Origin of the sequence: Amycolatopsis thailandensis (assembly GCF_042723255.1) — a bacterium.
Lineage (GTDB): Bacteria > Actinomycetota > Actinomycetes > Mycobacteriales > Pseudonocardiaceae > Amycolatopsis > Amycolatopsis thailandensis.
This window is the reverse complement of sequence record NZ_JBHXJK010000136.1, coordinates 1-21940: the sequence shown is the minus strand read 5'-3', so window position 1 is coordinate 21940 and position 21940 is coordinate 1. Positions and strand designations below refer to the sequence as shown.

21 protein-coding genes are annotated in these 21940 nt (G+C 70.5%); 6 read left to right on the top strand and 15 right to left on the bottom strand.

The window, feature by feature from the left end; all coding sequences use genetic code 11:
- Positions 1-88 precede the first annotated feature (88 nt).
- The 3 genes from ACFWMR_RS35435 to ACFWMR_RS35425 form a co-directional block, all read right to left on the bottom strand.
- Entirely contained in the window at positions 89-631 is a 543-nt protein-coding gene (locus ACFWMR_RS35435; RefSeq protein WP_093935683.1) for a DoxX family protein, read from the bottom strand.
- 89 nt (positions 632-720) lie between these two features.
- The gene (locus ACFWMR_RS35430) at positions 721-1539 is read right to left on the bottom strand and encodes a DUF72 domain-containing protein (RefSeq protein WP_378381546.1); all 819 of its coding nucleotides are present in this window, start codon (positions 1537-1539) and stop codon (positions 721-723) included.
- Positions 1540-1571: 32 nt separating this feature from the next.
- A complete protein-coding gene (locus tag ACFWMR_RS35425; protein ID WP_378381545.1) occupies positions 1572-2477 on the bottom strand; it encodes a 2-hydroxyacid dehydrogenase in 906 nt (301 codons plus the stop codon).
- Positions 2478-2539: 62 nt separating this feature from the next.
- Here ACFWMR_RS35425 and ACFWMR_RS35420 point away from each other — a divergent pair, with 62 nt between their 5' ends.
- The gene (locus tag ACFWMR_RS35420) at positions 2540-3772 is read left to right on the top strand and encodes a PQQ-dependent sugar dehydrogenase (protein WP_378381544.1); all 1233 of its coding nucleotides are present in this window, start codon (positions 2540-2542) and stop codon (positions 3770-3772) included.
- 68 nt (positions 3773-3840) lie between these two features.
- Here the strand turns inward: ACFWMR_RS35420 and ACFWMR_RS35415 are convergent, their stop codons facing one another.
- From ACFWMR_RS35415 to gatC, 4 genes are read right to left on the bottom strand one after another with little or no spacing between them, the layout of a single operon-like run.
- The gene (locus tag ACFWMR_RS35415; protein ID WP_378381543.1) at positions 3841-4350 is read right to left on the bottom strand and encodes a hypothetical protein; all 510 of its coding nucleotides are present in this window, start codon (positions 4348-4350) and stop codon (positions 3841-3843) included.
- Complete coding sequence (gatB, locus tag ACFWMR_RS35410; protein WP_378381542.1) at positions 4343-5848, bottom strand: Asp-tRNA(Asn)/Glu-tRNA(Gln) amidotransferase subunit GatB; 1506 nt, start codon at positions 5846-5848, stop codon at positions 4343-4345. The genes ACFWMR_RS35415 and gatB overlap by 8 nt, the downstream gene beginning before the upstream one ends.
- A complete protein-coding gene (gene gatA, locus ACFWMR_RS35405; RefSeq protein WP_378278296.1) occupies positions 5845-7362 on the bottom strand; it encodes an Asp-tRNA(Asn)/Glu-tRNA(Gln) amidotransferase subunit GatA in 1518 nt (505 codons plus the stop codon). Before gatA ends, gatB begins: the two co-directional genes overlap by 4 nt.
- On the bottom strand, positions 7359-7658 hold the full coding sequence (gene gatC / locus ACFWMR_RS35400; RefSeq protein ID WP_093935548.1) for an Asp-tRNA(Asn)/Glu-tRNA(Gln) amidotransferase subunit GatC: 300 nt from the start codon (positions 7656-7658) through the stop codon (positions 7359-7361). The genes gatA and gatC overlap by 4 nt, the downstream gene beginning before the upstream one ends.
- A gap of 257 nt (positions 7659-7915) precedes the next feature.
- Here gatC and ACFWMR_RS35395 point away from each other — a divergent pair, with 257 nt between their 5' ends.
- Positions 7916-8569 carry an amino acid-binding protein gene (locus ACFWMR_RS35395; RefSeq protein WP_093935547.1) on the top strand — a complete coding sequence of 218 codons (654 nt, stop codon included), beginning with the start codon at positions 7916-7918 and terminating at the stop codon, positions 8567-8569.
- A 70-nt stretch (positions 8570-8639) separates the two neighbouring features.
- Here the strand turns inward: ACFWMR_RS35395 and ACFWMR_RS35390 are convergent, their stop codons facing one another.
- Genes ACFWMR_RS35390 through ACFWMR_RS35375 form a run of 4 tightly spaced genes read right to left on the bottom strand, consistent with a single transcriptional unit; the run spans position 8640 to position 13046 of the window.
- The gene (locus ACFWMR_RS35390) at positions 8640-9137 is read right to left on the bottom strand and encodes a GNAT family N-acetyltransferase (RefSeq protein ID WP_378381541.1); all 498 of its coding nucleotides are present in this window, start codon (positions 9135-9137) and stop codon (positions 8640-8642) included.
- Positions 9130-11271, bottom strand: coding sequence for an NAD-dependent DNA ligase LigA (gene ligA, locus ACFWMR_RS35385; protein WP_378381540.1), 2142 nt, complete (start codon positions 11269-11271; stop codon positions 9130-9132). The genes ACFWMR_RS35390 and ligA overlap by 8 nt, the downstream gene beginning before the upstream one ends.
- A 10-nt stretch (positions 11272-11281) precedes the next feature.
- Positions 11282-11986 (bottom strand): hypothetical protein, encoded by a 705-nt coding sequence (locus ACFWMR_RS35380; protein ID WP_378381539.1) that lies wholly within the window; start codon positions 11984-11986, stop codon positions 11282-11284.
- Between the two features lie 22 nt (positions 11987-12008).
- The gene (locus ACFWMR_RS35375; protein WP_378381538.1) at positions 12009-13046 is read right to left on the bottom strand and encodes a methionine synthase; all 1038 of its coding nucleotides are present in this window, start codon (positions 13044-13046) and stop codon (positions 12009-12011) included.
- A gap of 120 nt (positions 13047-13166) precedes the next feature.
- Here ACFWMR_RS35375 and ACFWMR_RS35370 point away from each other — a divergent pair, with 120 nt between their 5' ends.
- From ACFWMR_RS35370 to ACFWMR_RS35360, 3 genes are all read left to right on the top strand, one after another.
- Positions 13167-13976 (top strand): phospholipid scramblase-related protein, encoded by an 810-nt coding sequence (locus tag ACFWMR_RS35370; RefSeq protein ID WP_378381537.1) that lies wholly within the window; start codon positions 13167-13169, stop codon positions 13974-13976.
- 183 nt (positions 13977-14159) lie between these two features.
- Positions 14160-15194 (top strand): MBL fold metallo-hydrolase, encoded by a 1035-nt coding sequence (locus ACFWMR_RS35365; RefSeq protein ID WP_378381536.1) that lies wholly within the window; start codon positions 14160-14162, stop codon positions 15192-15194.
- Positions 15191-15637, top strand: coding sequence for a GNAT family N-acetyltransferase (locus ACFWMR_RS35360; RefSeq protein ID WP_378381535.1), 447 nt, complete (start codon positions 15191-15193; stop codon positions 15635-15637). The genes ACFWMR_RS35365 and ACFWMR_RS35360 overlap by 4 nt, the downstream gene beginning before the upstream one ends.
- An 81-nt stretch (positions 15638-15718) precedes the next feature.
- On the opposite strand, the gene mnmA is transcribed toward ACFWMR_RS35360, so the two are convergent.
- From mnmA to ACFWMR_RS35340, 4 genes are all read right to left on the bottom strand, one after another.
- A complete protein-coding gene (gene mnmA, locus ACFWMR_RS35355; RefSeq protein WP_093935539.1) occupies positions 15719-16819 on the bottom strand; it encodes a tRNA 2-thiouridine(34) synthase MnmA in 1101 nt (366 codons plus the stop codon).
- Positions 16820-16824: 5 nt separating this feature from the next.
- The gene (locus ACFWMR_RS35350) at positions 16825-18021 is read right to left on the bottom strand and encodes a cysteine desulfurase family protein (RefSeq protein WP_093935538.1); all 1197 of its coding nucleotides are present in this window, start codon (positions 18019-18021) and stop codon (positions 16825-16827) included.
- A gap of 202 nt (positions 18022-18223) precedes the next feature.
- Positions 18224-19591 carry an MFS transporter gene (locus ACFWMR_RS35345; protein WP_378381534.1) on the bottom strand — a complete coding sequence of 456 codons (1368 nt, stop codon included), beginning with the start codon at positions 19589-19591 and terminating at the stop codon, positions 18224-18226.
- 33 nt (positions 19592-19624) lie between these two features.
- The gene (locus ACFWMR_RS35340) at positions 19625-20893 is read right to left on the bottom strand and encodes a helix-turn-helix transcriptional regulator (RefSeq protein ID WP_378381533.1); all 1269 of its coding nucleotides are present in this window, start codon (positions 20891-20893) and stop codon (positions 19625-19627) included.
- 134 nt (positions 20894-21027) lie between these two features.
- On the opposite strand from ACFWMR_RS35340, the gene ACFWMR_RS35335 reads away from it, so the two are divergent.
- Entirely contained in the window at positions 21028-21915 is an 888-nt protein-coding gene (locus tag ACFWMR_RS35335; RefSeq protein WP_378381532.1) for an NADP-dependent oxidoreductase, read from the top strand.
- The last annotated feature ends 25 nt before the right edge of the window (positions 21916-21940 follow it).

Below are 21940 nucleotides of genomic sequence, written 5' to 3'. Positions count from 1 at the left end.
CCATGGGACGGAACTTGTCCCATGGGGACCCCTCATGACATGCGCGCGACAAGGGAACTCGGCGCATTTAGTCGACTAAATGCGGGGGCTAGCGGCAGAGGACGATCACCACGACCGAAGCGGCGGCGGCCAGCAACAGCCCGATCAGCCCGAACGAAAGCGGTCGCTTCCGCCACGGCGTGTTGACGTCCAGCGCGAGCCTCCCGGAGCCCGCGAGCAGCACGGTCAGCGAGGCCGCGCCCAGCAGGAGCTCGAACTCGAAGCCCTGCCCCTCCTTCTGGAAGAACCCGCCGCCGAACTTCACGTACACGATGTTCGCGCAGACCCCGAGCAGCGCGGCGGCACCGACCGGGGTGAACAGGCCCACCAGCACGAGCGCGCCGCCGAGCACCTCGCTGATCCCGGTGATCCACGAAAGCAGGGTGGTCTGGCTGGTGTAGCCGAGGCTGCCGAGCACTTTGGCGAAGCCGCCGACGCCGGGCCCGCCGAAGGCGCCGAAGAGGTGCTGGAGCCCGTGCGCGCCCATGGTCACGCCGAGCACCACTCGCAGGACGAGCAGACCGAGATCGATCCCGCCCCTGGTCTCCGCCGGGCCCGGGCCGCCGTCGGCGTCGGCCACGTCCGAGATCATGCTGGTCTGATAGTCATCGCTCACGCGCGAAGGGTAAGGCGAAACCGGCCCGTCAGGCGACCGAACCGCCGGGCCGATCACGAAGCGGCTCAGAACAGCGTCGCCGGTTCGACCGGTTCGGGTTCGGGCAGCGGGTCGAGGCCGGGCACCAGGGCGCGCACGTCGTCGTGGAACCGCCGGGCGAGCTCCGGCGCGTCGTCGTTGTCGGGGGTGTGCAGGAAGATCGTCGGAGACCGGCCTTCGCGCAGCCATCCGGCGACCACCTCGGTCCACGGGCGCCACCCCTCGACGGTCTCCTCGACCGAGTCCCGGCCCAGGTAACGGACGACAGGCCGGTCGGTCAGCGCCCGCGTCCGCCGCGGCAGCCGGGGTTTCTTGCCCCAGGCGTCCTGTTCGGCCTCGCTGACCGGCGGGCTCGCGAAGAAGACCGTGGTGTCGAACGGCACCCATTCGGCCGCCGCGCCGGCGAGGGCCCTCTCCAGCAGCGACGTCGAACCGGCGTAGAAGTCGGGATGGCGCACCTCCACGGCACGCCGGAGGCCGGCGGGAAGGCGCCGCAGGAAACGGCCGAGGCCGTCGACGTCCGACGGGCCGAACGAGGCGGGCAACTGGGTCCACAGGACCGCCCGGTCGCCGAGGGGTTCGATCGCGTCCAGGAACGCCCTCATTTCGACCTCGACACCGGCGAGCCGTCGCTCGTGCGTGACGACCTTGGGCAGTTTGACCACGAACCGGAAGTCCGGGCCGGTCTGCCGCGCCCAGGTGGAGACGGTGTCCCGGGCGGGTGTCGCGTAGAAGGTGGTGTTGCCCTCGACCGCGTTGCACCATCCGGCGTACGCCCGCAAGCGTTCCCCGGCCGCCACCGATCGCGGCACGAAGCGCCCGGCCCACGCTTTGTGCGTCCACATCGCGCAGCCGACGTGAAGTGTCGTCACGCCGATCAGTATTCGCCGTGGACGAGGTTCTTCGGCAGCTCCCCGCTCATGTAGTGGCTCAGCTCCCGGACGGCCACCGCGTAGGCGCGCTGCCGCCTCCCGCTGACAGCGCCCGCGACGTGCGGGGTCAGCAGCAGCCCCGGCACGTCCCACAGCGGATGCCCGCCGGGCAGCGGCTCGGGATCGGTGACGTCGAGGGCGGCGCGCAGCCGCCCCGACGCGAGTTCCGCGACGAGCGCGTCGGTGACCACGACCTGCCCCCGGGAGACGTTGACCAGGATCGCGTCGTCCGGCATGGCGGCCAGGAATTCCGCGTCGACCATGCCCCGGGTGTGCTGGGTGAGCGGCACCATCAGGACCGTGATGTCGTGTTCGGGCAGCAGGACGGGGAGCTCGTCCCCGCCGTGGACGCCCTCGCGGGCGGTGGAGCCGACCATCGTGCAGCGCACGTCGAACGTCTCCAGCCGCCGGCGCAGATGCCTGCCGAGGTCGCCCGCGCCGATGATGAGGGCCCGCTTGCCCTGAAGGGTGTCGGTGATCCGGCGTTCCCAGTGCTTCCGCCGGTGGCCGTCGGCGAAACCGCCGAGACCGCGGTAGATCGTCAGGAGGACCGCGACGACCCATTCGGCCGAGCTCCCGCCGTGCGCGCCGCGGCAGGTCGAGAGCAGGACACCGTCCGGCACCTTGCCGACCCAGTCCTCGGCGCCCGCCACCAGGAGCTGCACGAGTTTGACGTTCGGCAGTTCGCGCCAGAGTTCCTCGCTGGGCCCCTCGCCGGTAACGAGGACCTCGGCCTCAGCGGCCTCGGCGGGCACTGGCTCCCCGCGGCGGTACACCACCGGACGCACGCCTTCGATCTCCGAAAGCGCCGCCACTCCTTCTTCGTCGGGTACGAGCACGGTCACGGTCATGATCGCCACGGTATCGAGTACCGCTTACCCGTGGCTCACGTACGCCCACCTACGCTTGCGTCGTGCGTACCCGGTACCGGCGGAAATGGACCGCGCCGCTGGCCATCCTGGCCTGTGGCGCGCTGATGCTCTCCGGCTGCGCCGACTTCGACAACACGGCCGCCGGGCAGAAGTTCACCCCGGTCAATCCGCCGTCCCCCGAGGTCCCGCCGCAGGTCGGGCCCGGCGGCGAAGCGGGTGATTCCGGCCCCGGTGGTCCTGGCCGCGGGAACGGGCCGAACCAGTCGCAGACGCCGGTCCCGCCGCCGCAGGGCTGCAAGGACTTCGACAAGGCCGTCATCGCGACCTGCCTGGACACCGTCGCCGCCGTGGCCGCGATCCCCGGTGACGGCAGTTCGCCCAGCGCGCTCGCGGGCGAACGCAAGAGCGGCCGGATCATGCTCGCCGCCGCGGGGAAGGATCCGGCCGACTGGGCCGCCATCCCGGTGGACGGCTCCGGCGACGGCGGTCTCACCTCGCTCGCCCTCTCCCCGGGCTTCGCCGAAGACCAGCTCGTCTTCGCCTACATCACCACCCCGACCGACAACCGGGTGGTCCGGCTCGCGAAGGGGCAGACGCCGAAACCGGTGCTGACCGGCATCCCCAAGGGCTCCAGCGGCAACCGCGGCGCGATCGGCACCGACGCGAAGGGCGCTCTTCTGGTCGCCACCGGCGACGCGGGCAACCCCGGGCTCGCGGCCGACCCGTCGTCGCTCGCCGGGAAGGTGCTGCGCATCGACACCTCCGGCAAACCGGCGCCGGGCAACCCCACGGCGGGCTCGGCGGTCTTCTCGACCGGCGTGCACTCCCCCGGCGGGATGTGCCGCGACCAGAGCGGTTCGCGCCTGTGGCTGACCGACCGGGTCGCCGACAAGGACGTCCTGTACCGGCTTCGCGCCGGCCAGCCGCTGAGCACACCGGCATGGAGCTGGACCGACAAGCCCGGTGTGGCCGGCTGCGCGGACTTCGTCGACGCCGTCGGCTACGTGTACGTGACGACGTCGACGGCGGGGAACCTGCAGAACCTGCCGGTCACCCCGGACGGCGCGGTGACCGGCAAGCCCAACATCACCTTGGACGGGAAGACCGGGAAGCCGCCGAAGACCTTCGGGCGCCTGGGTTCGATGAGCATGATCAACCCTCAGCTGGCCTTGGCCGGGACCGTCAACAAGGACGGCGGCGCACCGGTGTCGAGCGACGACCGCGTGGTCATCATCTCGCCGTCGGTCGGCGGTGGCGGGGGCGGCAAGGACTGACTGGTCTCGCTGTGCCCCCAATGTGGCATTGGGGACGCTGAGTGTCCCAATGCCACAGTGGGGGCGGGCTACTTGCGGCGCGTGCGGGTCTCGGTGCGCAGGAGCCGCACGTCGACAAAGGCGACGAGGGCTGAGACGACGGCGGCGACCAGGCCGAGGTAGCGACCGGCACCCGTGCCGATCTCGATGCCTGCGGCGGAGAAGATCCCGCGCTGGTCGGCGTCGAACTGCCAGTCGAGGGTGGCCCAGCCGAGCACCATCAGCAGCAGCGCGCCGATGGCCGCCATCAGCCACAGATGCGGCAGGCCGGCGCGGCGGACGGCGTCGACCCGGCCGAACAGCACGACGGCCAGACCGGGCAGGAACACCAGGAAGAGCGGCGCCCAAGCGAGGAAACCCGCGTGCCACGCGTCGCGCGTGACGTCGGTGGCGGGCAGCGTGCCCAGCGCGTCCTCGATCTCCGGGCGCGACGCGGTCAGTGTCGTCCACGGGAGGAACAAGGCCACCAGCGCGAGCAGCCCGGCCGCGAGGCCGAGCCACTCACGCCAGGTGACCTTCTTCAAAGCGAGGTCAGGCACCGACTCGCTCGACGATCAGTTCACGCACGCGCTTGGCGTCGGCCTGGCCCTTGGTGGCCTTCATGACCGCGCCGACGATCGCCCCGGCCGCGGCCACCTTGCCGCCGCGGATCTTCTCGGCGACGTCCGGCTGCGCGGCCAGCGCCTCGTCGACCGCCGCGATGAGCGCGGAGTCGTCGGAGACGACCTTCAGGCCGCGCTTCTCGACGACGTCGGCGGGCGAACCCTCGCCGGCGAGGACGCCCTGCACGACCTCCTTGGCCAGCTTGTTGGTCAGCTCACCGGCGTTGACCAGCGCGATGACCTCGGCCAATTGCGCCGGGGTGATCGCCAGCTCCGCCAGCTCGATCTCGCGGGAGTTGGCCTCCTGCGCCAGCGTGTTGACCCACCAGCTACGAGCCTCGTCCGGCGTCGCGCCCGCCTCGACGGTGGCGGCGACCAGGTCGACCGCGCCGACGTTGAGCAGGTCGCGCAGCGCCTCGTCGGTCAGGCTCCACTCGCGCTGGATGCGCTTGCGGCGCTCCGACGGCATCTCCGGCAGCGTCTTGCGCAGCTCCTCGACCCATTCGCGCGTCGGCGCGATCGGGACCAGGTCGGGCTCCGGGAAGTACCGGTAGTCCTCGGCGGTCTCCTTGGTGCGGCCGGACGACGTGGTGCCGTCGGCCTCCTGGAAGTGCCGCGTCTCCTGCTTGATCGAGCCGTCCTCGGCGAGGATCGCCGCCTGGCGGGTCATCTCGTAGCGCACGGCGCGCTCGACGCTGCGCAGCGAGTTGACGTTCTTGGTCTCGGTGCGCGTGCCGAACTCGGTCGCGTCCTTGACCATCAGCGAGACGTTCGCGTCGCAGCGCAGGGAACCCTGGTCCATGCGGACGTCGGAGACGTCCAGCGCGCTGAGCAGGTCCCGCAGGGCGCTCACGTACGCGCGGGCGACCTCGGGGGCGCGCTCGCCGGTGTGCTCGATCGTCTTGGTGACGATCTCGATCAGCGGTACGCCCGCGCGGTTGTAGTCGAGCAGCGAGTGCTCGGCGCCGTGGATCCGGCCGGTGGCGCCGCCGACGTGCAGCGACTTGCCGGTGTCCTCCTCCATGTGCGCGCGCTCGATCTCGACGCGCACGACCTCGCCGTCGTCCAGCGTCACGTCGAGGTAGCCGTTGAAGGCGATCGGCTCATCGTACTGCGAGGTCTGGAAGTTCTTCGGCATGTCCGGGTAGAAGTAGTTCTTCCGGGCGAACCGGCACCATTCGGCGATCTCGCAGTTGAGCGCCAGCCCGATGCGGATCGCGCCCTCGATCGCCTTGGCGTTCACGACGGGCAGCGCGCCGGGCAGGCCAAGGCAGGTCGGGCACACCTTCGTGTTCGGCTCGCCGCCGAACTCGTTGGCGCAGCCGCAGAACATCTTGGTGTTCGTGTTCAGCTCGACGTGCACCTCGAGGCCCAGCACCGGGTCGAACCGCTCGATGACGTCGGCGTAGTCCATCAACTCAACCACGGCGGTCACTTCTTTCCTCCCAGCTCCGGAACCTCGTGCACCAGCGAGCCACCGTTGGCGGCGTCACGCGCGACCTCGTAGGCGGCGCCGACGCGGTACAGCCTGTCGTCGGCCATCGCGGGGGCCATGATCTGGAGGCCGACCGGCAGGCCGTCCTCGTGCGACAGTCCACTCGGGACGCTCATCGCGGCGTTGCCGGCGAGGTTCGACGGAATGGTGCAGAGGTCCGCCAGGTACATCGCCATCGGGTCGTCGACGCGCTCACCGATCTTGAACGCCGTCGTCGGCGTGGTCGGCGAGACCAGCACGTCCACCTTTTCGTACGCGGCCTCGAAGTCCCGCGTGATGAGCGTGCGGACCTTCTGCGCGGAGCCGTAGTACGCGTCGTAGTAGCCCGAAGACAGCGCGTACGTGCCGAGCATGATGCGGCGCTTGACCTCCGCGCCGAAGCCCTTCTCACGGGTCAGCGACATGACCTCTTCGGCGCTGTGCGCGCCGTCGTCGGACACGCGCAGGCCGTAGCGCATGGCGTCGAACCGGGCGAGGTTCGATGAGCACTCGCTCGGCGCGATCAGGTAGTACGCGGGCAGCGCGTAGGTGAAGTTCGGGCACGAGACCTCGACGACCTCGGCGCCGAGCGCGCGCAGCTGCTCGACGGCGGCCTCGAACGAGCGCAACACGCCCGGCTGGTAGCCGTCGCCGGCGAATTCCTTCACCACGCCGACGCGGACGCCCTTGAGGTCCCCGGTGAGGCCCTGGCGGGCCGCGGCGACCACCGGCGGGACCGGCGCGTCGATCGAGGTCGAGTCCATCGGGTCGTACCCGGCGATGACCTCGTGCAGCAGGGCGGCGTCGAGCACCGTCCGCGCGCAGGGCCCGGCCTGGTCGAGCGATGACGAGAAGGCGACGAGACCGTAGCGGGAGACACCGCCGTACGTCGGCTTCACGCCGACGGTGCCGGTGACCGCGCCGGGCTGGCGGATCGAGCCGCCGGTGTCGGTGCCGATCGCGATCGCGGCCTCGAACGCCGCGATGGACGCCGAGGAGCCACCGCCGGAACCGCCCGGGATGCGGGCGTGGTCCCACGGGTTGTGCGTCGGGCCGAACGCGGAGTTCTCCGTGGAGGAGCCCATCGCGAACTCGTCCATGTTGGTCTTGCCGAGCACCACGACACCGGCCTCGCGCAGCTTGCGCGTCACGGTGGCGTCGTACGGCGGGATCCAGTTCTCCAGGGTCTTCGACCCGACGGTGGTCGGGATGCCCTTGGTGGTCAGCACGTCCTTGAGCGCCAGCGGCACCCCGGCGAGCGCCGACTTCGGCGCCTTGCCCTCGGCGACGTCGGCGTCCACCGCGCGGGCCGCGTCGAGCGCGCCCTCGGTGTCCACGTGCAGGAACGCGTGGATGTGCTCGTCGACCTCGGCGATCCGGTCCAGGTGGGCCTGGGTGACCTCGACGGCCGAGACCTCACGGGACTGGATCTTCTCCGCCAGTTCGGCGGCGGTCAGCTTGACGATCTCGGTCACTGTTCTTCTCCCAGAATCCGCGGCACCCGGAAACGACCCTCTTCGCTCGCCGGCGCACCGGCGAGCGCCTGCTGCTGGGTCAGCCCCTGTCGGACCGTGTCCTCGCGGAACACGTTGGTCAGCGGCACGGCGTGCGACGTGGGCGGGACGTCCTCGCCTGCGACCTCGCTCACCTTGGCCACCGAGTCCAGGATCTGGTCGAGCTGGCCTGCGAAGACGTCCAGCTCCTCTTCGGTGACGGCAAGCCTGGCCAGCTTGGCGAGGTGTGCGACCTCGTCGCGGGAAATGTTGGGCACGCGGGTGACTCCCGGGGTGTGCTGTGCGGGTTCTGTCGGAAGCTGCAAGTCTATGGTGGCGGTGTCGGCGGACTCGACTGGGTTACGCCGCGGCCCGTGCTCCGGCCCTGGGTGGGCGCTTCGGGTGAGGAGTGCCTGGTTCGTTATCCCGAAGGCCGGATGGCGGGCCCCATTACACCGTCCGGTCTGTCACAATCGGCGCCCGGCGTAGCGCGTTCCACGGCGAGGCTGGAACGCCTGATGCGAGAGGGGCGCGTGTGTCGTTCCTGATCCGGGTCCAATTACCGGACACTCCGGGGACCCTCGGCGCGGTCGCCACCGCGCTCGGCACCGTCGGCGCCGACATCCTGAGTGTGGACGTGGTCGAACGAAGCGGTGGTCTCGCCATCGACGACCTCGTCGTCGAAATCCCGTCCGGCAGGCTGCCGGACGCGCTGATCACCGCCGCCGAAAGCGTCGACGGGGTCGAGGTCGACGCCGTCCGCCCGTACGCCGGGGTGCTGGACACCCATCGCGAGCTGGAACTGGTCGAGGAGATCGCCGCGAAGCCCGCTGCGGGGCTGGAGATCCTCGCCGAAGGGGTGCCGCGGATCATCCGGGCGGGCTGGGCCGTCGTCGTCGAGTACTCGGAGCCCGGCGCGCTGCGGCTGGCGTCGTCCAGCGCCGCGCCCGAGACGCCGATCACGGACCTGCCGTGGCTGCCGCTGGAACGCGCCACCATCCTGGACGCCGAGGAGGCCTGGGTCCCGGAGACGTGGAAGGAACTGGGGACCGAACTCGCGGCCACGCCGCTGGGGAAGCCGGGCAAGGCGCTGCTGGTCGCACGGCCGGGCGGGCCGAACTTCCGGGCCGCCGAAGTGGCGCGCTTGGCGCACTTCGCGGGGATCGTCGCCGTCGTACTGGACAGCTGACCCTCGCATTTCGTCCTCTGAATGCGGTAGTTGCACGCGCAAGGACCGCATTCAGAGGACGAAATGCGGCCTAGCCGAGCTCCAGTCGGTACGCGATCAACGTCACACCGGGATGCGGCTCCCAGTCCCGCTCGGGCAGCCGCACGAAGCCGAGCCGCTCGTACAGCCGGTGCGCCCGCGTCATGGTGTCCAGGCTGCACAGCACCACCCGGTCCGCGCCGAGTTCCCGCGCGCGGGCGATGACCGCCCTGGTCAGCGCCTCGCCGATGCCGCGCCCGGTCGCCGAAGGCAGCACGCCGAGCATGCGGAACTCCAGTTCGCCTTCGCGGGAAAGCTCGGCGAACGGCGTGCCCGGCCGCGCGATGGTGACCGTGCCCACCAGGGTGCCGTCACCGTCCACCGCGACCAGGAGTTCGGCCTGTTCCGCCCGGCGAGTGGCGTCGACGAGCTCGGCCGCGTAGCCGACGCCTTCCACGAGGCCCCGTTCCGCGGAGTACGCGGCCAGGGTGAGCTCCCCGACCGCCTCCAGTTCGCCGGCCAGGGCGGGCCGGATCTCCAGGTCACTCACCAGGCTCCTCCTCGGCGGACTCGGTCGGCAGCGCCAGTTCCGCGGCGGCCTCGGGGCCGCTTTCCAGCAGCACCCGGAAGCCGTTCTCGTCGAGCACCGGCACCTTCAGCTGGACGGCCTTGTCGTACTTGGTCCCCGGCGCGTCGCCGACGACGACGAACGCCGTCTTCTTCGACACCGAACCGGCCGCCTTCCCGCCGCGGGCCATGATGAATTCCTTGGCCTCGTCACGGGAGTAGTCGTTCAGCGAGCCGGTGACGACGATCGACAGGCCTTCGAGGTTGCGCGGGATGGATTCGTCGCGCTCCTCCTCCATCCGCACTCCGGCCGCGCGCCACTTCTCGACGATCTCGCGGTGCCAGTCGACCTCGAACCATTCCTTCGCGGCCCGGACGATGGTCGGGCCGACCCCGTCGACGGCGGCGAGCTCCTCTTCGGAAGCTTTTTCGATCTTTTCCAGCGAACCGAATTCCCGCGCCAGCGCCTGCGCCGCCGTCGGGCCCACGTGCCGGATCGACAAGCCGACGACGACCTTCCACAGTGGACGGTCCTTGACGGTTTCGAGGTTCTCCAGCAGTTTGCGCCCGTTGGCCGACAGTTCCCCCGCCTTGGTGCGGAAAAGCTCGACTTCGAGCAGCTTCTCCTCGTCCAGGTCGAAGATGTCGCCTTCGTCGTGCACGACACCGGCGTCCAGCAACGCCACCGCGGCCTCGTACCCGACGACCTCGATGTCGAAGACGTTCCGGCTCGCCAGGTGGAACAGCCGTTCCCGCCGCTGCGCGGGGCAGAACTGGGCGTTGGGGCAACGGATGTCGATGTCGCCCTCCTTCTGATACGCCAGTTCGGTATCGCAATTGGGGCAGCGCAAGGGCATGACGAACTCGCGCTCTTCGCCGGTGCGCGCGTCGGCCACCGGGCCGAGCACCTCGGGGATGACGTCGCCCGCCTTGCGGATGACGACCTTGTCCCCGATCAGCACGCCCTTGCGTTTGACCTCTTCCTGGTTGTGCAGGGTCGCCATCGCGACGGTGGATCCGGCCACCTTCACCGGCTCCATCACCGCGAACGGGGTGACCCGACCGGTGCGGCCGACGTTGACCTGGATGTCCAGCAGGGTGGTGATCGCCTCTTCCGGCGGGTACTTGTAGGCGATCGCCCAGCGCGGCGCGCGCGAGGTCGTGCCGAGGCGGCGTTGCAGCGCGACCTCGTCGACCTTGATGACGACGCCGTCGATCTCGTGCTCGGCGTCGTGGCGGTGCTCGCCCCAGTACCGGATGTGCTCCAGCAGCTCCTTGCCCGAACCCAGCACCTTGCTGTGCGGCGAGACCGGCAGGCCCCACGCGGCGAGCGCGTCGTACGCCTCGGACTGGCGCTTCGGCTCGAAGCCCTCGCGTTTGCCGAGCCCGTGGCAGATCAGCCGCAGGTTGCGGGACTTCGTGATCTTCGGATCCTTCTGCCGCAACGATCCGGCGGCGGTGTTGCGCGGGTTCGCGTACGGATCCTTGCCCGCCTCGACCATCTTCGCGTTGAGCGCCAGGAAGTCCTCGACGCGGAAGAACACCTCGCCGCGGACCTCGACCAGCGCGGGCACCGGGAACTCGTCCGTCCCGGTCAGCCTGTCCGGCACCTGCTCCAGCGTGCGGACGTTGAGCGTGACGTCCTCGCCGGTGCGGCCGTCTCCCCTGGTCAGCGCGCGGGTCAGGCGGCCGTTCTCGTACAGCAGGTTGATCGCGAGCCCGTCGATCTTCAGCTCGGCCAGGTACTTCGTCGCGCCGATCTCCTTCTGGACCCGCTCGACCCAGGCCTCGAACTCTTCGCCGTCGAAGACGTTGTCCAGGCTGAGCATGCGCTCCAGGTGGTCGTACGCGACGAACTCAGTCGAGAACGTGCCGCCGACGTTCTGCGTCGGCGACTCCGGCGTCACCAGCCCGGGATGCTCGCCTTCGATGGCCAGGAGTTCGTTGAGCAGCTCGTCGAACTGGCCGTCGGACACGATCGGTGAATCCAGCACGTAGTACCGGAACTGGTGCCCGCGGATCTCCTCCGCCAGTTCGGCATGCCTTTCGCGGACGGCGGCCGGCACGTCCGTGACGTCCTGCGCGGGCTCGATGTTCTCGGGAAGTTCGCTGCTCACGGGGGTAACCCTAGTCGGGGGGACCGACATTTTCCGGCGTCGGAGAGTCGAGTCGGCCTACCATTTCGCGCAGTTCCAGCAGGGTCACTTGCCCGTCCCGCGCCTCGGTCACCAGCTCGACCTTGCCCAGCCTTTCGGCCGCGACGCGCTCACCCAGCGTGGCGTCCAGCGGCAGGAAGGTCATGGTCGTCCGCGTCTCCGGTGCCAGCTCTTCGATCAGCGGATGGAACACGGTGACGTCCACCCGTCCGGCTGATTCGTCCACCTTCGCGGTCACCCGGACGTCGGCGAGCGCGACGCGGGTCTCGCCGAGGTTGACGGTGACCTCACTCGGATCGGGGACCGGCGGCACGGAGTCGTGGTACTCCCAGATGGCGTCCTCCGGCGGCGCGGCGGCCTTCCACGCGTCGGTGTACGGACGCAGTTCCGGATCCTCCTGACCGGTGAGCACGAGCGAGTAGATGGCCCGGTGCCCACGATCGAGGGAAAAGTGCAGCCGGGGGTGCAGCGCCTCGACGATGGTGCAGAGGTCGTGTTCCACCCGGTGCGGTTCGCGGTCGCCGAGCGCGGCGCTGACCTCCGGCAGGAGCGCGAACCACGCCTCCCAGAACGTCACCGCCGCGGCGGCCGCGTCCTCGGGGACGGGCTGCTCCGGCCAGGCGGTGCGGGGGTCGGGAACGTCCTCGGGCTTGCGGGAACGGCGGAACAGACGCATGAGGGGCACGCTACCGCGCCGGTCACCAGCCTTCAGGCGGTTCGGTGAAAGCCTTGCCCGCCTCCCGGCTGAGCGTGAGCGCGCGGCGCATCCACTCCGGGGTGGCGCCCGCGAGACCGCACGCCGGGGTCGGTACGACGCGTTCGGCGAGGATCTCGCGGCGGAAGCCGAGCCGGTCGACGAGTTTGAGGACGGGCGTGACCACATCACGCAGTTCCACCGGTGCGCCGGGGTCGGTCGTGGGGACGAGTCCGAGCATCAGCGTCGTGCCGGAGTCCAGCGTCTCGCCGATTTCGTCGAGCAGCGCGGGCGAAGCGCCCTTCAGCAGGGCGAAATCGAAGGCGATCGCCTTCGCCCCGGCCGCGCGCAGCAAGGAGATCGGCGGCTTCGCGGCGCAGCAGTGCACCGCGACCGGCTGCCCGGTGATGCGCTCCGCGCCGGAGATCACCGTCGACAGCAGCTCGCGGGCCTCGGGCGCGGGCACGGCGGGGATCGTGCCGTAGCCGGAGGCCGTCGGAAGATCGCCGTCGAGGACGGTGGGTAGCGACGGTTCGTCGAACTGGAGCACCACGGGCGCGCCGATCCGCGACTTCAGCTCCGCGACGTGCGAGGCAAGACCGTCCAGCAGCGACGCGGCGAAGTCGCGCAGCGCGCCCCGGTCGGTGAGGATCCGGTGCCCACGCGGGAGTTCGACGTTCGCGGCCAGCGTCCACGGTCCCGCGACCTGCGCCTTGAACACCGGCGGCGCGGCGCCGGCCTTCTCCCGCGCCTCCTGGACGGCGTCGAGGTCCCAGCTCATCAGGTCGAGGGCGCGGCGGTGGTCGTGCCCCGGACGGGAGGTGACGCGATAGCCACTCGGCACCACCTCGACGGCGAGGTCGACCAGCAGCGCCGCCGTCCGGCCGATCAGGTCGGCGCCGACGCCGCGCGCGGGAAGTTCGGGCAGACAGGGGAATTCGGGCAATTCGCCGAACACGATCGAAGCGGCCTCGACCGGGTCGGTGCCGGGCAGGGAACCGATCGCGGTCGCCGCGCCAAGCGGCCAAGGTCGTTCGTTCACACCCGGATTCTCCCCTTGGTCCGAGTGCGCGGGGCGGCGGGGCGGCCGACGACACGGACATTCGCCGCAATTGCCGTCGGCGAGCCCGTGGCGGCGCCGGGCGCATTACGCTGACCTGCCATGACGAGCTCTCCACAGCCCGCCGGCTGGTATCCCGACCAGCAGAACTCCCGGATGTACCGGTGGTGGGACGGACAGGCCTGGACGGCCCACACGCGACCTTCGCACGACGCCGAGATGATCGAGCTGGACATCGAAGGCGCGCACGACCCGAACCGGATCCGGGAGCAGGTGGCGAGGGGAACCCAGGGCCGGGGCAGTGGGGTCGTCGGCGGCGGGACGCTGTTCTCCGAACCCGTGCTGGTGGTCAACCAGCGCGCGAAACTCATCGAGATGTCGAACGAGTTCGGGGTGTTCGACCAGAACGGGAACCGCCTCGGCGGCGTCGTCCAGGTCGGGCAGAGCACGCTGAAGAAGGCCATCCGGCTGCTCACGAACTACGACCAGTTCCTGACCCACCGCTTCGAAATCCGCGACGCGAACCACAGCACGGTGCTGAAGGTGACGCGGCCGGCGAAGGTGTTCAAATCCCGCTTCCTGGTGACGAAGGCCGACGACTCCCCGATCGGGGAGATCGTGCAGGAGAACGTCTTCGGCAAGATCCGGCTGGGCTTCGTGGTCAACGGGCAGAAGGTCGGCGGGATCTTCGCGGAGAACTGGCGGGCGTGGAACTTCGTGATCAAGGACCACGCCGACGTCGAGATCGCGCGGATCACCAAGACCTGGGGCGGTTTCGTGAAGGCCGCGTTCACCACCGCCGACAACTACGTCGTCGAGATCCACCGGCCGCTGCGGGATCCGCTGGCGTCGATGGTGGTCGCCTCGGCGCTGACCATCGATACGGCGCTGAAGCAGGACGACAAGGGCTGAGCGCCACGCATTTCGTCCTCTGAACGCGGTCCTTGCGCGCGCAACTACCGCATCCAGAGGACGAAACGCGGGCGGGGCGAGTGACCGGGGTCTCACCCCGCTCAAGTGGACACTCGGCTTCCGGCGGCACAAAGTGGAAGACCTGGGGCGGCACACTGGAGTGCGTCCGGGACGGAGGTCACCATGGAGCCGTTGCCAGAAGACGGCGAACGGGACTGGGCCGAGCCAGGCGTCTACACGGTTTCGCCGGGGATCCACCGGATCCCGCTGCCCCTCCCGCACGACGCGCTGCGCGCCGTCAACGTCTACGTCGTCACCGACGGCACCCGGCTGGTCCTCGTCGACTCGGGCTGGGCGCTGGAATCCGCGCGCGAAAGGCTTTCCCGCGGGTTGAAGGCGCTCGGCGCCGACGTCGGCGACATCGACGAATTCCTGATCACCCACGTGCATCGCGACCACTACACGATGGCCGTGGAGCTGCGCCGCGAATTCGGCGGCAAGGTCGGGCTCGGCAAGCTGGAAGAGCCGTCTTTGACGCGCTCCGGCGATCCGGATCGCTTCCCGATGGAGGCGCAGGTCGACCTGTTGAAGCGCTGTGGCGCGGGCCCCGTCGTCGACGTGCTCGCCAAGGCCTTCGGCGGGATCCGGCACATCGAGGCGCATCTGTGGGAGCAGCCCGACGAGTGGCTCGTCCCCGGCAAGCGCGAGATCGTGCCCGGCCGCGAGTTCGACGTCGTGCACACGCCGGGCCACACGGCCGGTCACGTCGTCTTCGTCGACGAAGAAGCGGGTCTGGTGTTCTCCGGCGACCACGTGCTGCCGCACATCACGCCGTCCATCGGGTTCCAGCCGGTGCCCGCCGACCTGCCGCTGAGCGACTACCTCGACTCGCTGCGCCTGGTGCGCGAGATGCCGGACCGCCGCATGCTGCCCGCGCACGGCCCTGTCACCGACAGCGTCCACGCCCGCGTGGACGAACTGCTGGAGCACCACCGCGACCGGCTCGACGTCATGGGCGCCGAGATCACGGCGGACGTCACGACGGCGTACGAGGTCGCGCTGCGGCTGGGCTGGACGCGCCGGAAGCGCAAGCTCGACGAGATGGACCCGTTCAACCAGATGCTCGCCGTCCTCGAGACCGGTTCACATCTGGATCTGCTGGTGGCACAAGGGAAACTCGCCGCGACCGAGACCGACGGAGTGCGCCACTACCGATGATCACCATCCGCCGCGCCCGGCGCGAAGACGTCGCGGAGATCGTCGGCATGCTCGCCGACGACCAGATCGGCAGTACCCGCGACTCCGCCGACGACCTCACGCCGTACCTCAAGGCGTTCGAGGAGATCGACACCGATCCGGCGCAGCTGCTGATCGTCGCCGACGACGACGGGCAGGCCGTCGGCACGCTCCAGCTGTCGATCATTCCCGGCCTGGCCAGGAAAGGCGCGCTGCGCGGGCAGATCGAGGCGGTCCGGGTGCGGGCGAGCCATCGCGGTTCCGGCCTCGGCGGCGAGCTGATGGCGTGGGCCATCGAGGAATCCCGGCGGCGGGGCTGCGCGCTGGTGCAGCTGACGTCGGACGTGAAACGCGAGGACGCGCACCGGTTCTACGAACGCCTCGGTTTCGAGGCCACGCACACCGGCTTCAAGCTGAAGTTCTGACGCTACTGCCGCATTTCGTCCTCTGAATGCGGTAGTAGCACGCGCAAGGACCGCATCCAGAGGACGAAATGCGAGGGGTGGCTAGCGGGTCCCCGAGATCTTCGCGCTCCCCAGCACGAGATCGCCTTCGGCCGCGTCGGTGCGGTACAGCACGACGACCTGCCCCGGAGCGACCCCGCTCAGCGGCTCCCGCAGCTGAACGGTCACCGAGTCACCGGAGTCACCCGAAACCTCCGCGACGGCCTCGACGATCCCGCCGTGCGCGCGCACCTGGACGACACATTCGGTCGGGCCGTCCAGCGGCCGTTCGCTCGGCCAGATCGGGCGATTCGCCTCGATCACGTTCACGCCGAGGTCCCGTGCGGAACCGACCTTCACGGTGCCCGAAACCGGCTCCAGCGAAAGCACGTAGCGCGGCCGCCCGTCCGGCGCGGGCGCCTCGATGCCGAGCCCCTTGCGCTGGCCGACGGTGAAGCCGTGCACGCCGGTGTGCTCACCGAGCACGGCGCCGGTCTCGGCGTCGACGAGCTGCCCGGGACGCTGGCCGAGCCGCTTCTCCAGGAAACTCTTCGTGTCGCCGTCCGGGATGAAGCAGATGTCATGGCTGTCCGGCTTGTTCGCCACCGACAGGCCGCGGCTCTCGGCCTCGGCGCGCACGTCGGTCTTCCACGAATCACCCAGCGGGAACAGCGAATGCCGCAACTGCTCCGGGGTCAGCGAAGCCAGGACGTACGACTGGTCCTTGCCCGAGTCGACGCTGCGCCGCAGCTCCGGCACACCGTCCACAAGGGACAGTCGCGCGTAGTGCCCGGTGGCGACGGCGTCGAAGCCGAGCGCCATCGCCTTGTCCAGCAACGCCTCGAACTTGATCTTCTCGTTGCAGGTGACGCACGGGTTCGGCGTCCGGCCGGCCGCGTACTCGCCGACGAAGGTTTCGATGACCTCTTCGGTGAAGCGCTCGGCGAAGTCCCAGATGTAGAACGGGATGCCGAGGATGTCGGCGGCGCGGCGAGCGTCACCCGAGTCCTCGATCGTGCAGCAGCCGCGGGATCCGGTGCGCAGCGTGCCGGGCTTCGCCGACAGCGCCAGGTGCACGCCGACGACCTCGTGCCCGGCGTCCACGGCACGCGCGGCGGCCACCGCCGAGTCCACTCCCCCGCTCATCGCGGCCAGTACGCGCATCTTCCTCACACCTCTTGCTTCTGCGTCTGCTTGCGCATTCCGGCGAGTCCCGCCTGCCTCGCCCTGTCGACGACGCCCGCGATCTCCTTCGAAACCGCTTCAACGTCTTCCGGCGCCGAGGTATGCCCGAACGAGAACCGCAGCGACCCGCGCGCGGCCGCCGGGTCGGCGCCCATGGCCAGCAGCACGTGGCTCGGCTGCGCGACCCCCGCCGTGCACGCCGAACCGGTGGAACATTCGATGCCCTTGGCGTCCAACAGCATCAACAAGCTGTCCCCCGCGCACCCGGGGAAGGTGAAGTGGGCGTGCGTCGGCAGGCGCTCGCCCTCGCCGCCGTTGAGCACCGCGTCCGGCACCTCGCGCCGGACCGCTTCGATCAGGTCGTCCCGCAGCTCGGCGACGCGTTTCGCGTACTCCTCGCGGCCCTCGACCGTGGCCTTGACCGCCGTCGCGAACGCGATCACCGCGGGCACGTCGAGCGTGCCCGAACGCACGCTGCGCTCCTGGCCGCCGCCGTGCAGCACCGGCACGCACGCGGTGTCGCGCCCGAGCAGCAGCGCGCCGACGCCGTACGGGCCGCCCAGCTTGTGCGCGGTCAGGGTCAAAGCGGCGGCACCGCTCTCGGCGAAGTCGACCGGCACCGCGCCGACGGCCTGGACGGCGTCGGTGTGCAGCGGGATCTCGTGTTCGGCGCAGACGGCGGCGAGCTCGGCGATCGGGTTGACGGTGCCGACCTCGTTGTTCGCCCACATCACGGTGGCCAGCGCGACCGTCTCGGGGTCCTCGCCGATGGCGGCGCGCAGCGACTCCGGCGACACCCGGCCCGCCTCGTCGACCTCGACCCAGACGATCTCGGCGCCCGCGTGCTGCTCCAGCCACTCGACGGACTCGAGGACGGCGTGGTGCTCGACGGTGCTGCACAGCACCCGGCGGCGCTTCGCGTCCTCGCCGTTGCGAGCCCAGAAGATGCCCTTGACCGCGAGGTTGTCGCTCTCCGTGCCACCGGCGGTGAAGATCACCTCGGACGGCCGGGCGCCCAGCGCCTCCGCGATCACTTCGCGGGCCTCTTCGACCCGGCGGCGGGCCCGGCGGCCCGAGGAATGCAGCGCGGAGGCGTTGCCCACAGTGGACAGCGCCTCGGACATCGCCGCTACGGCTTCGGGCAACATCGGAGTGGTCGCCGCGTGGTCGAGATAGGTCATCGCCTTACCAGGGTAGACCGCTCCGGGGCGTGACCAAGCCCACCCTGGTCAGCGGGTGGCAATGCTCATAGGAACCCGCGTCCGTGATCGCGTCGACAGGGCGCTCGTCAGCGATTTCACCGACCTGAACGCAAACCGGGCGCCCTGCCCCCGCGATCACGGGGCCTGCGGCCGGAGCGGGTTCGGAAGATCAGCTCCGCAATCAAGCGACGCTCATACCCGACGGCCACCGGCCGGTCAGCCTCACCCCGAGCAGCGCGATGCCGGTCAGCAGCACCGAAAGCACCAAGATCGCCACCGTCGGCTCCTTCGCCGACGCGATCGAAGCGAGCAGAACACCACCCAAACCGATGGTCAGGGCCGATCCGACCCAGTCGCCGAGCTGCAGCGCCGAAGTGTTGAACCCGCGTTCGGCCTCCGGCGAGTAGCGGAGCAGCAGCACCGAGATCGCGGGCATCGCGATGCCCATCCCGGAGCCGCCGACCGCCGACGCCACGAACGCCATCCAGGCGGGGAACGACGGCAGCGGGACGAAGACGAAGATCGCCAGACCGGCCGCGACCAGCGCGAACCCGGTCCGCAAGGACGCCTCGCGCGACCAGTCGAGCATGCGGCCTTGCAGCATCGACCCCGCCGACCAGCCCAGCGCTGTCACCGTCAGCGGCAGTCCGGCCAGTGCGGGGCTGTAGCCGTGGACCTCGGTCATCGTGAGCGGCAGGTACGCCTCCATCCCGGCGTACGCGCCCGCGATCAGCCCGCGGGAGGCGATCACTGTCGGCAACCCCGGCCGCGACGTCAGCGTCCCGGCGGGCAGGAGCTTGCGGAGCGCGTACGCCAGGGCGGCCAGTCCGGCTCCGCCGTAGGCCAGCGCGGCGAGGGACGGGTGCTGCGCCGCCCAGGTGAGCGCGGCGACGCCGAGGGCGGCGACCACCGCGGGCACGACCCCGGCGCGGCGCGCGGACTCGCCGGGCACGTGCCGGGGCAGTTTGCGGGTGACGACGACCAGCAGCCCGACGCCGACGGCGGTCAGCGGGATCAGCCCGAGGAACACCCAGCGCCAGCCGACGCTCACCGTCACCACGCCCGCGATCGACGGTCCGATCACCGCGGGCAGCACCCACGCGGCGGCGTTGGCGGCGTAGATCACCGGGCGTTCACGGTCGCTGAAGGTAAGCGCGATCAGCAGCGACACCGAGACCAGCAGAAGACCGGACCCGAACCCCTGCAAAGCCCTGCCGAGCAGGAGCAGCGGCATGTCGTGCGCGAGCCCCGCCACCAGCAGCCCGACCGCGAACAACGCGGTCCCGGCGAGCAGCGCGGGCGCCGGGCCCTTGCGGTCGCCGAGCCGTCCGGAAAGGACGGTCGCGACGACGCTGGCGACCAGGAAGGTGGTGAAGGGCCAGGCGTAGAGGGCGAGACCGTCCAGGTCGGCGACCATCGTCGGCATCGCTGTCGCGACGCCCATGCTCTCGAACGCGATGAGGGTGACCATGAGCAGCAACCCGATCGTGGTCACGCGGTGCTCCGGTGTCCAGAGCACGCCCTTCGGCTTTTCCCCAGTGATCGTCATGGGAAAAGCGTGCAACCTCCAGTTCGGTGGAGGTCAAGCGCCGACGGGCGCCAGCCGCAGCTCCCGCGCCAGCACGGCGGCCTCGCCGCGCGACGTGACCTCGAGCTTTCCCAGGATCTTCCGCACGTGGAACTTCACCGTGTGCTCGGTCAGCTGGAGTTCCTCGGCGATCTGCCGGTTCCGCTTTCCGCGCGCGATGCCGGCGAGAACCTCGAGTTCACGCGAGTTCAACCTGTCCAGCGGGCGCAGCTCCGGGGTCTCGGGGACACCCAGCGGCAGGATCGCGGTGATCGTGGCACCCCAGCCGGGGACGGCGTCGACCTCCCAACGGCCGTCGAGCGGGGTGATCCGCTCGGTGAGACCGGCGGACGGCACGGCGCGGGCGACGTCCGGGCCGTCGTCGCGCACGGTGATCCGGAGACCTCCGCCGTCGATCGCCCAGGACGCCCGGACCCGGGAACTGCCGCGTTCCAGCGCGGCGAGCACGAGGCCGCGGGTGACCGTGCGCGCGGTGTGCGCGATGTCCTGCGGGAGCGGCCGGTCGTCACCGGGCCCGGCGAGGTCGACGGTCATGTCGTTGTGGCGCACCAAGGGGTCCAGCTGCGCAGCGAGGGTGTCGAACGCCGCCGACGCCGGTTCCGCCGAGAGCTCCTGGTCACGATCGGCGATCGAGCGCAGTTCGACGAGCGCGGCCGCGGCGAGGTCGGTGGCGCTCTGGCGGGCGGCGGCGTCGCCGAGCTGACGGGACCGCAGCACGGCGAGCAGGGACGCCAGCGTGGTCGCGTGGGTCTGGCCCAGATCGGTGATCGTCTGCGCCCGCGCCGTCGCGGCCGCCAGGTTGCTCGCGATGATCTCGGGTTCGGGGTCGGTGGCGCGTTGGGCGGCGCTGACGCTGACGATGCCCCACAACTTGGCGGCGATCTCCAGCGCGCTGTCCGCGGGCGCGTCCTCGGTGGGGACGAGCGCGATCGTCGCGCCCTTGCCGATCACCGGAGCCGACGTCAGGACGACGAGTTTCCGCCGCTTCCCGCCGAGCGTCTCTTCGGTCACCACCGCTTGCCCCGGGACGCCGAGCGCCGCGAGCCGTTGGAGCTCGGCGCTCGTGACCGCGCCGGTGATCGCCGGATCGCCGTGGACCTTGACCGGGATGCGGGAGCAGTCACCGGTCTCCATGGCGGCGGCCCGGTGCGGCAGGACGGCCGCGGCCGCCGCGGAGAACCGCGGCAGGAGTTCGGCGCGCGTGGCGGCGAGCATGCGCTCGACCTGGCTCAGCACGTACAGCGGATCCGACCACTCGTCCATGACTCCACAGTAGGCGCGGCCGCCGTTCGCGACGCTGCTCGCCCGGCTAGCGAACACTGCTCGTCCGAGTGGTTCGGGCGTGGTCCGGGCGCCGGTTGACTGATCGCAGCGAAGAACACCAACGAGGAGTGAACATGCGAGCGATCACCATCACCCAGTACGGCGACACCGACGTCCTGGACTCCGCCGAGGTCCCGGTGCCGGAGCCCGGCCCGGGTCAGGTGCGGGTCGCGGTCAAGGCCGCCGGGGTCAACCCGATCGACTGGAAGATCCGGTCCGGTGCCATGGCGGAGGTCCTGCCGATCGAGTTCCCGCACATCCTCGGCCTCGAATTCGCGGGCGTGGTGGACGCGGTCGGCGAAGGCGCCGGTTTCGCCGTCGGGGACGAGGTCTTCGGCTGGCCCGACACCGGGTCGTACGCGGAGTACGCGCTGGCGACCACGATCGCCCGAAAGCCCGCCGGGCTTTCGTGGGCCGAAGCCGCCTCTCTGCCCGTCGCCGGTGAGACGGCGTTGCGGGTGCTCGGCGAACTCGAGGTCAAGCCCGGCGAAACGCTCGTGCTCCACGGGGCGAGCGGCCAGGTCGGCCGGATCGCGACGCAGGCCGCCGTCGCGCTGGGCGCCACGGTCGTCGGGCTCGCCGGCGCTTCGTCACTGGACGAGGTGAAGGAGCTCGGCGCGGTGCCGGTGCGGTACGGCGCCGGCTGGGTTTCGCGGGTGCGTTCGGTCGCGCCGGATGGCGTCGACGCGGTGTTCGACGCGGCGGGCTTCGGCGTCCTGGGTGACTCCGTCGAGCTGCTCGGGTCACCCGACCGGCTGGTCACCATCGCCGACCCTTCCGCGTACGCGCGGGGGCTGAAGTTCTCGGCGGGCGGGGAGCAGACCGCGGCGGTGCTGGAGGATCTCGTCTCGCGGGGGCTGAAGCTCAAGCCGGGGTCCGCTCACGCACTGGCCGATGTCGCCGAGGCGCACCGGGAAAGCGCGACGGGGCACGCGGGCGGGAAGATCACGCTGACGCTGTAAGCCTCGCGTGCTCAGTGCCGGATCT

What these genes read in the sequence shown, in the direction of transcription:
- ACFWMR_RS35340 (WP_378381533.1), bottom strand. Translation starts at nt 20,893, where the DNA reads ATGGACGAGTGGTCGGATCCGCTGTACGTGCTGAGCCAGGTCGAGCGC.
- ACFWMR_RS35335 (WP_378381532.1), top strand. Translation starts at nt 21,028, where the DNA reads ATGCGAGCGATCACCATCACCCAGTACGGCGACACCGACGTCCTGGAC.
- ACFWMR_RS35380 (WP_378381539.1), bottom strand. Translation starts at nt 11,986, where the DNA reads ATGCGTCTGTTCCGCCGTTCCCGCAAGCCCGAGGACGTTCCCGACCCC.
- ACFWMR_RS35430 (WP_378381546.1), bottom strand. Translation starts at nt 1,539, where the DNA reads ATGTGGACGCACAAAGCGTGGGCCGGGCGCTTCGTGCCGCGATCGGTG.
- ACFWMR_RS35345 (WP_378381534.1), bottom strand. Translation starts at nt 19,591, where the DNA reads ATGACGATCACTGGGGAAAAGCCGAAGGGCGTGCTCTGGACACCGGAG.
- ACFWMR_RS35370 (WP_378381537.1), top strand. Translation starts at nt 13,167, where the DNA reads ATGACGAGCTCTCCACAGCCCGCCGGCTGGTATCCCGACCAGCAGAAC.
- ACFWMR_RS35360 (WP_378381535.1), top strand. Translation starts at nt 15,191, where the DNA reads ATGATCACCATCCGCCGCGCCCGGCGCGAAGACGTCGCGGAGATCGTC.
- mnmA (WP_093935539.1), bottom strand. Translation starts at nt 16,819, where the DNA reads ATGCGCGTACTGGCCGCGATGAGCGGGGGAGTGGACTCGGCGGTGGCC.
- ACFWMR_RS35425 (WP_378381545.1), bottom strand. Translation starts at nt 2,477, where the DNA reads ATGACCGTGACCGTGCTCGTACCCGACGAAGAAGGAGTGGCGGCGCTT.
- ACFWMR_RS35350 (WP_093935538.1), bottom strand. Translation starts at nt 18,021, where the DNA reads ATGACCTATCTCGACCACGCGGCGACCACTCCGATGTTGCCCGAAGCC.
- ACFWMR_RS35435 (WP_093935683.1), bottom strand. Translation starts at nt 631, where the DNA reads ATGATCTCGGACGTGGCCGACGCCGACGGCGGCCCGGGCCCGGCGGAG.
- ACFWMR_RS35365 (WP_378381536.1), top strand. Translation starts at nt 14,160, where the DNA reads ATGGAGCCGTTGCCAGAAGACGGCGAACGGGACTGGGCCGAGCCAGGC.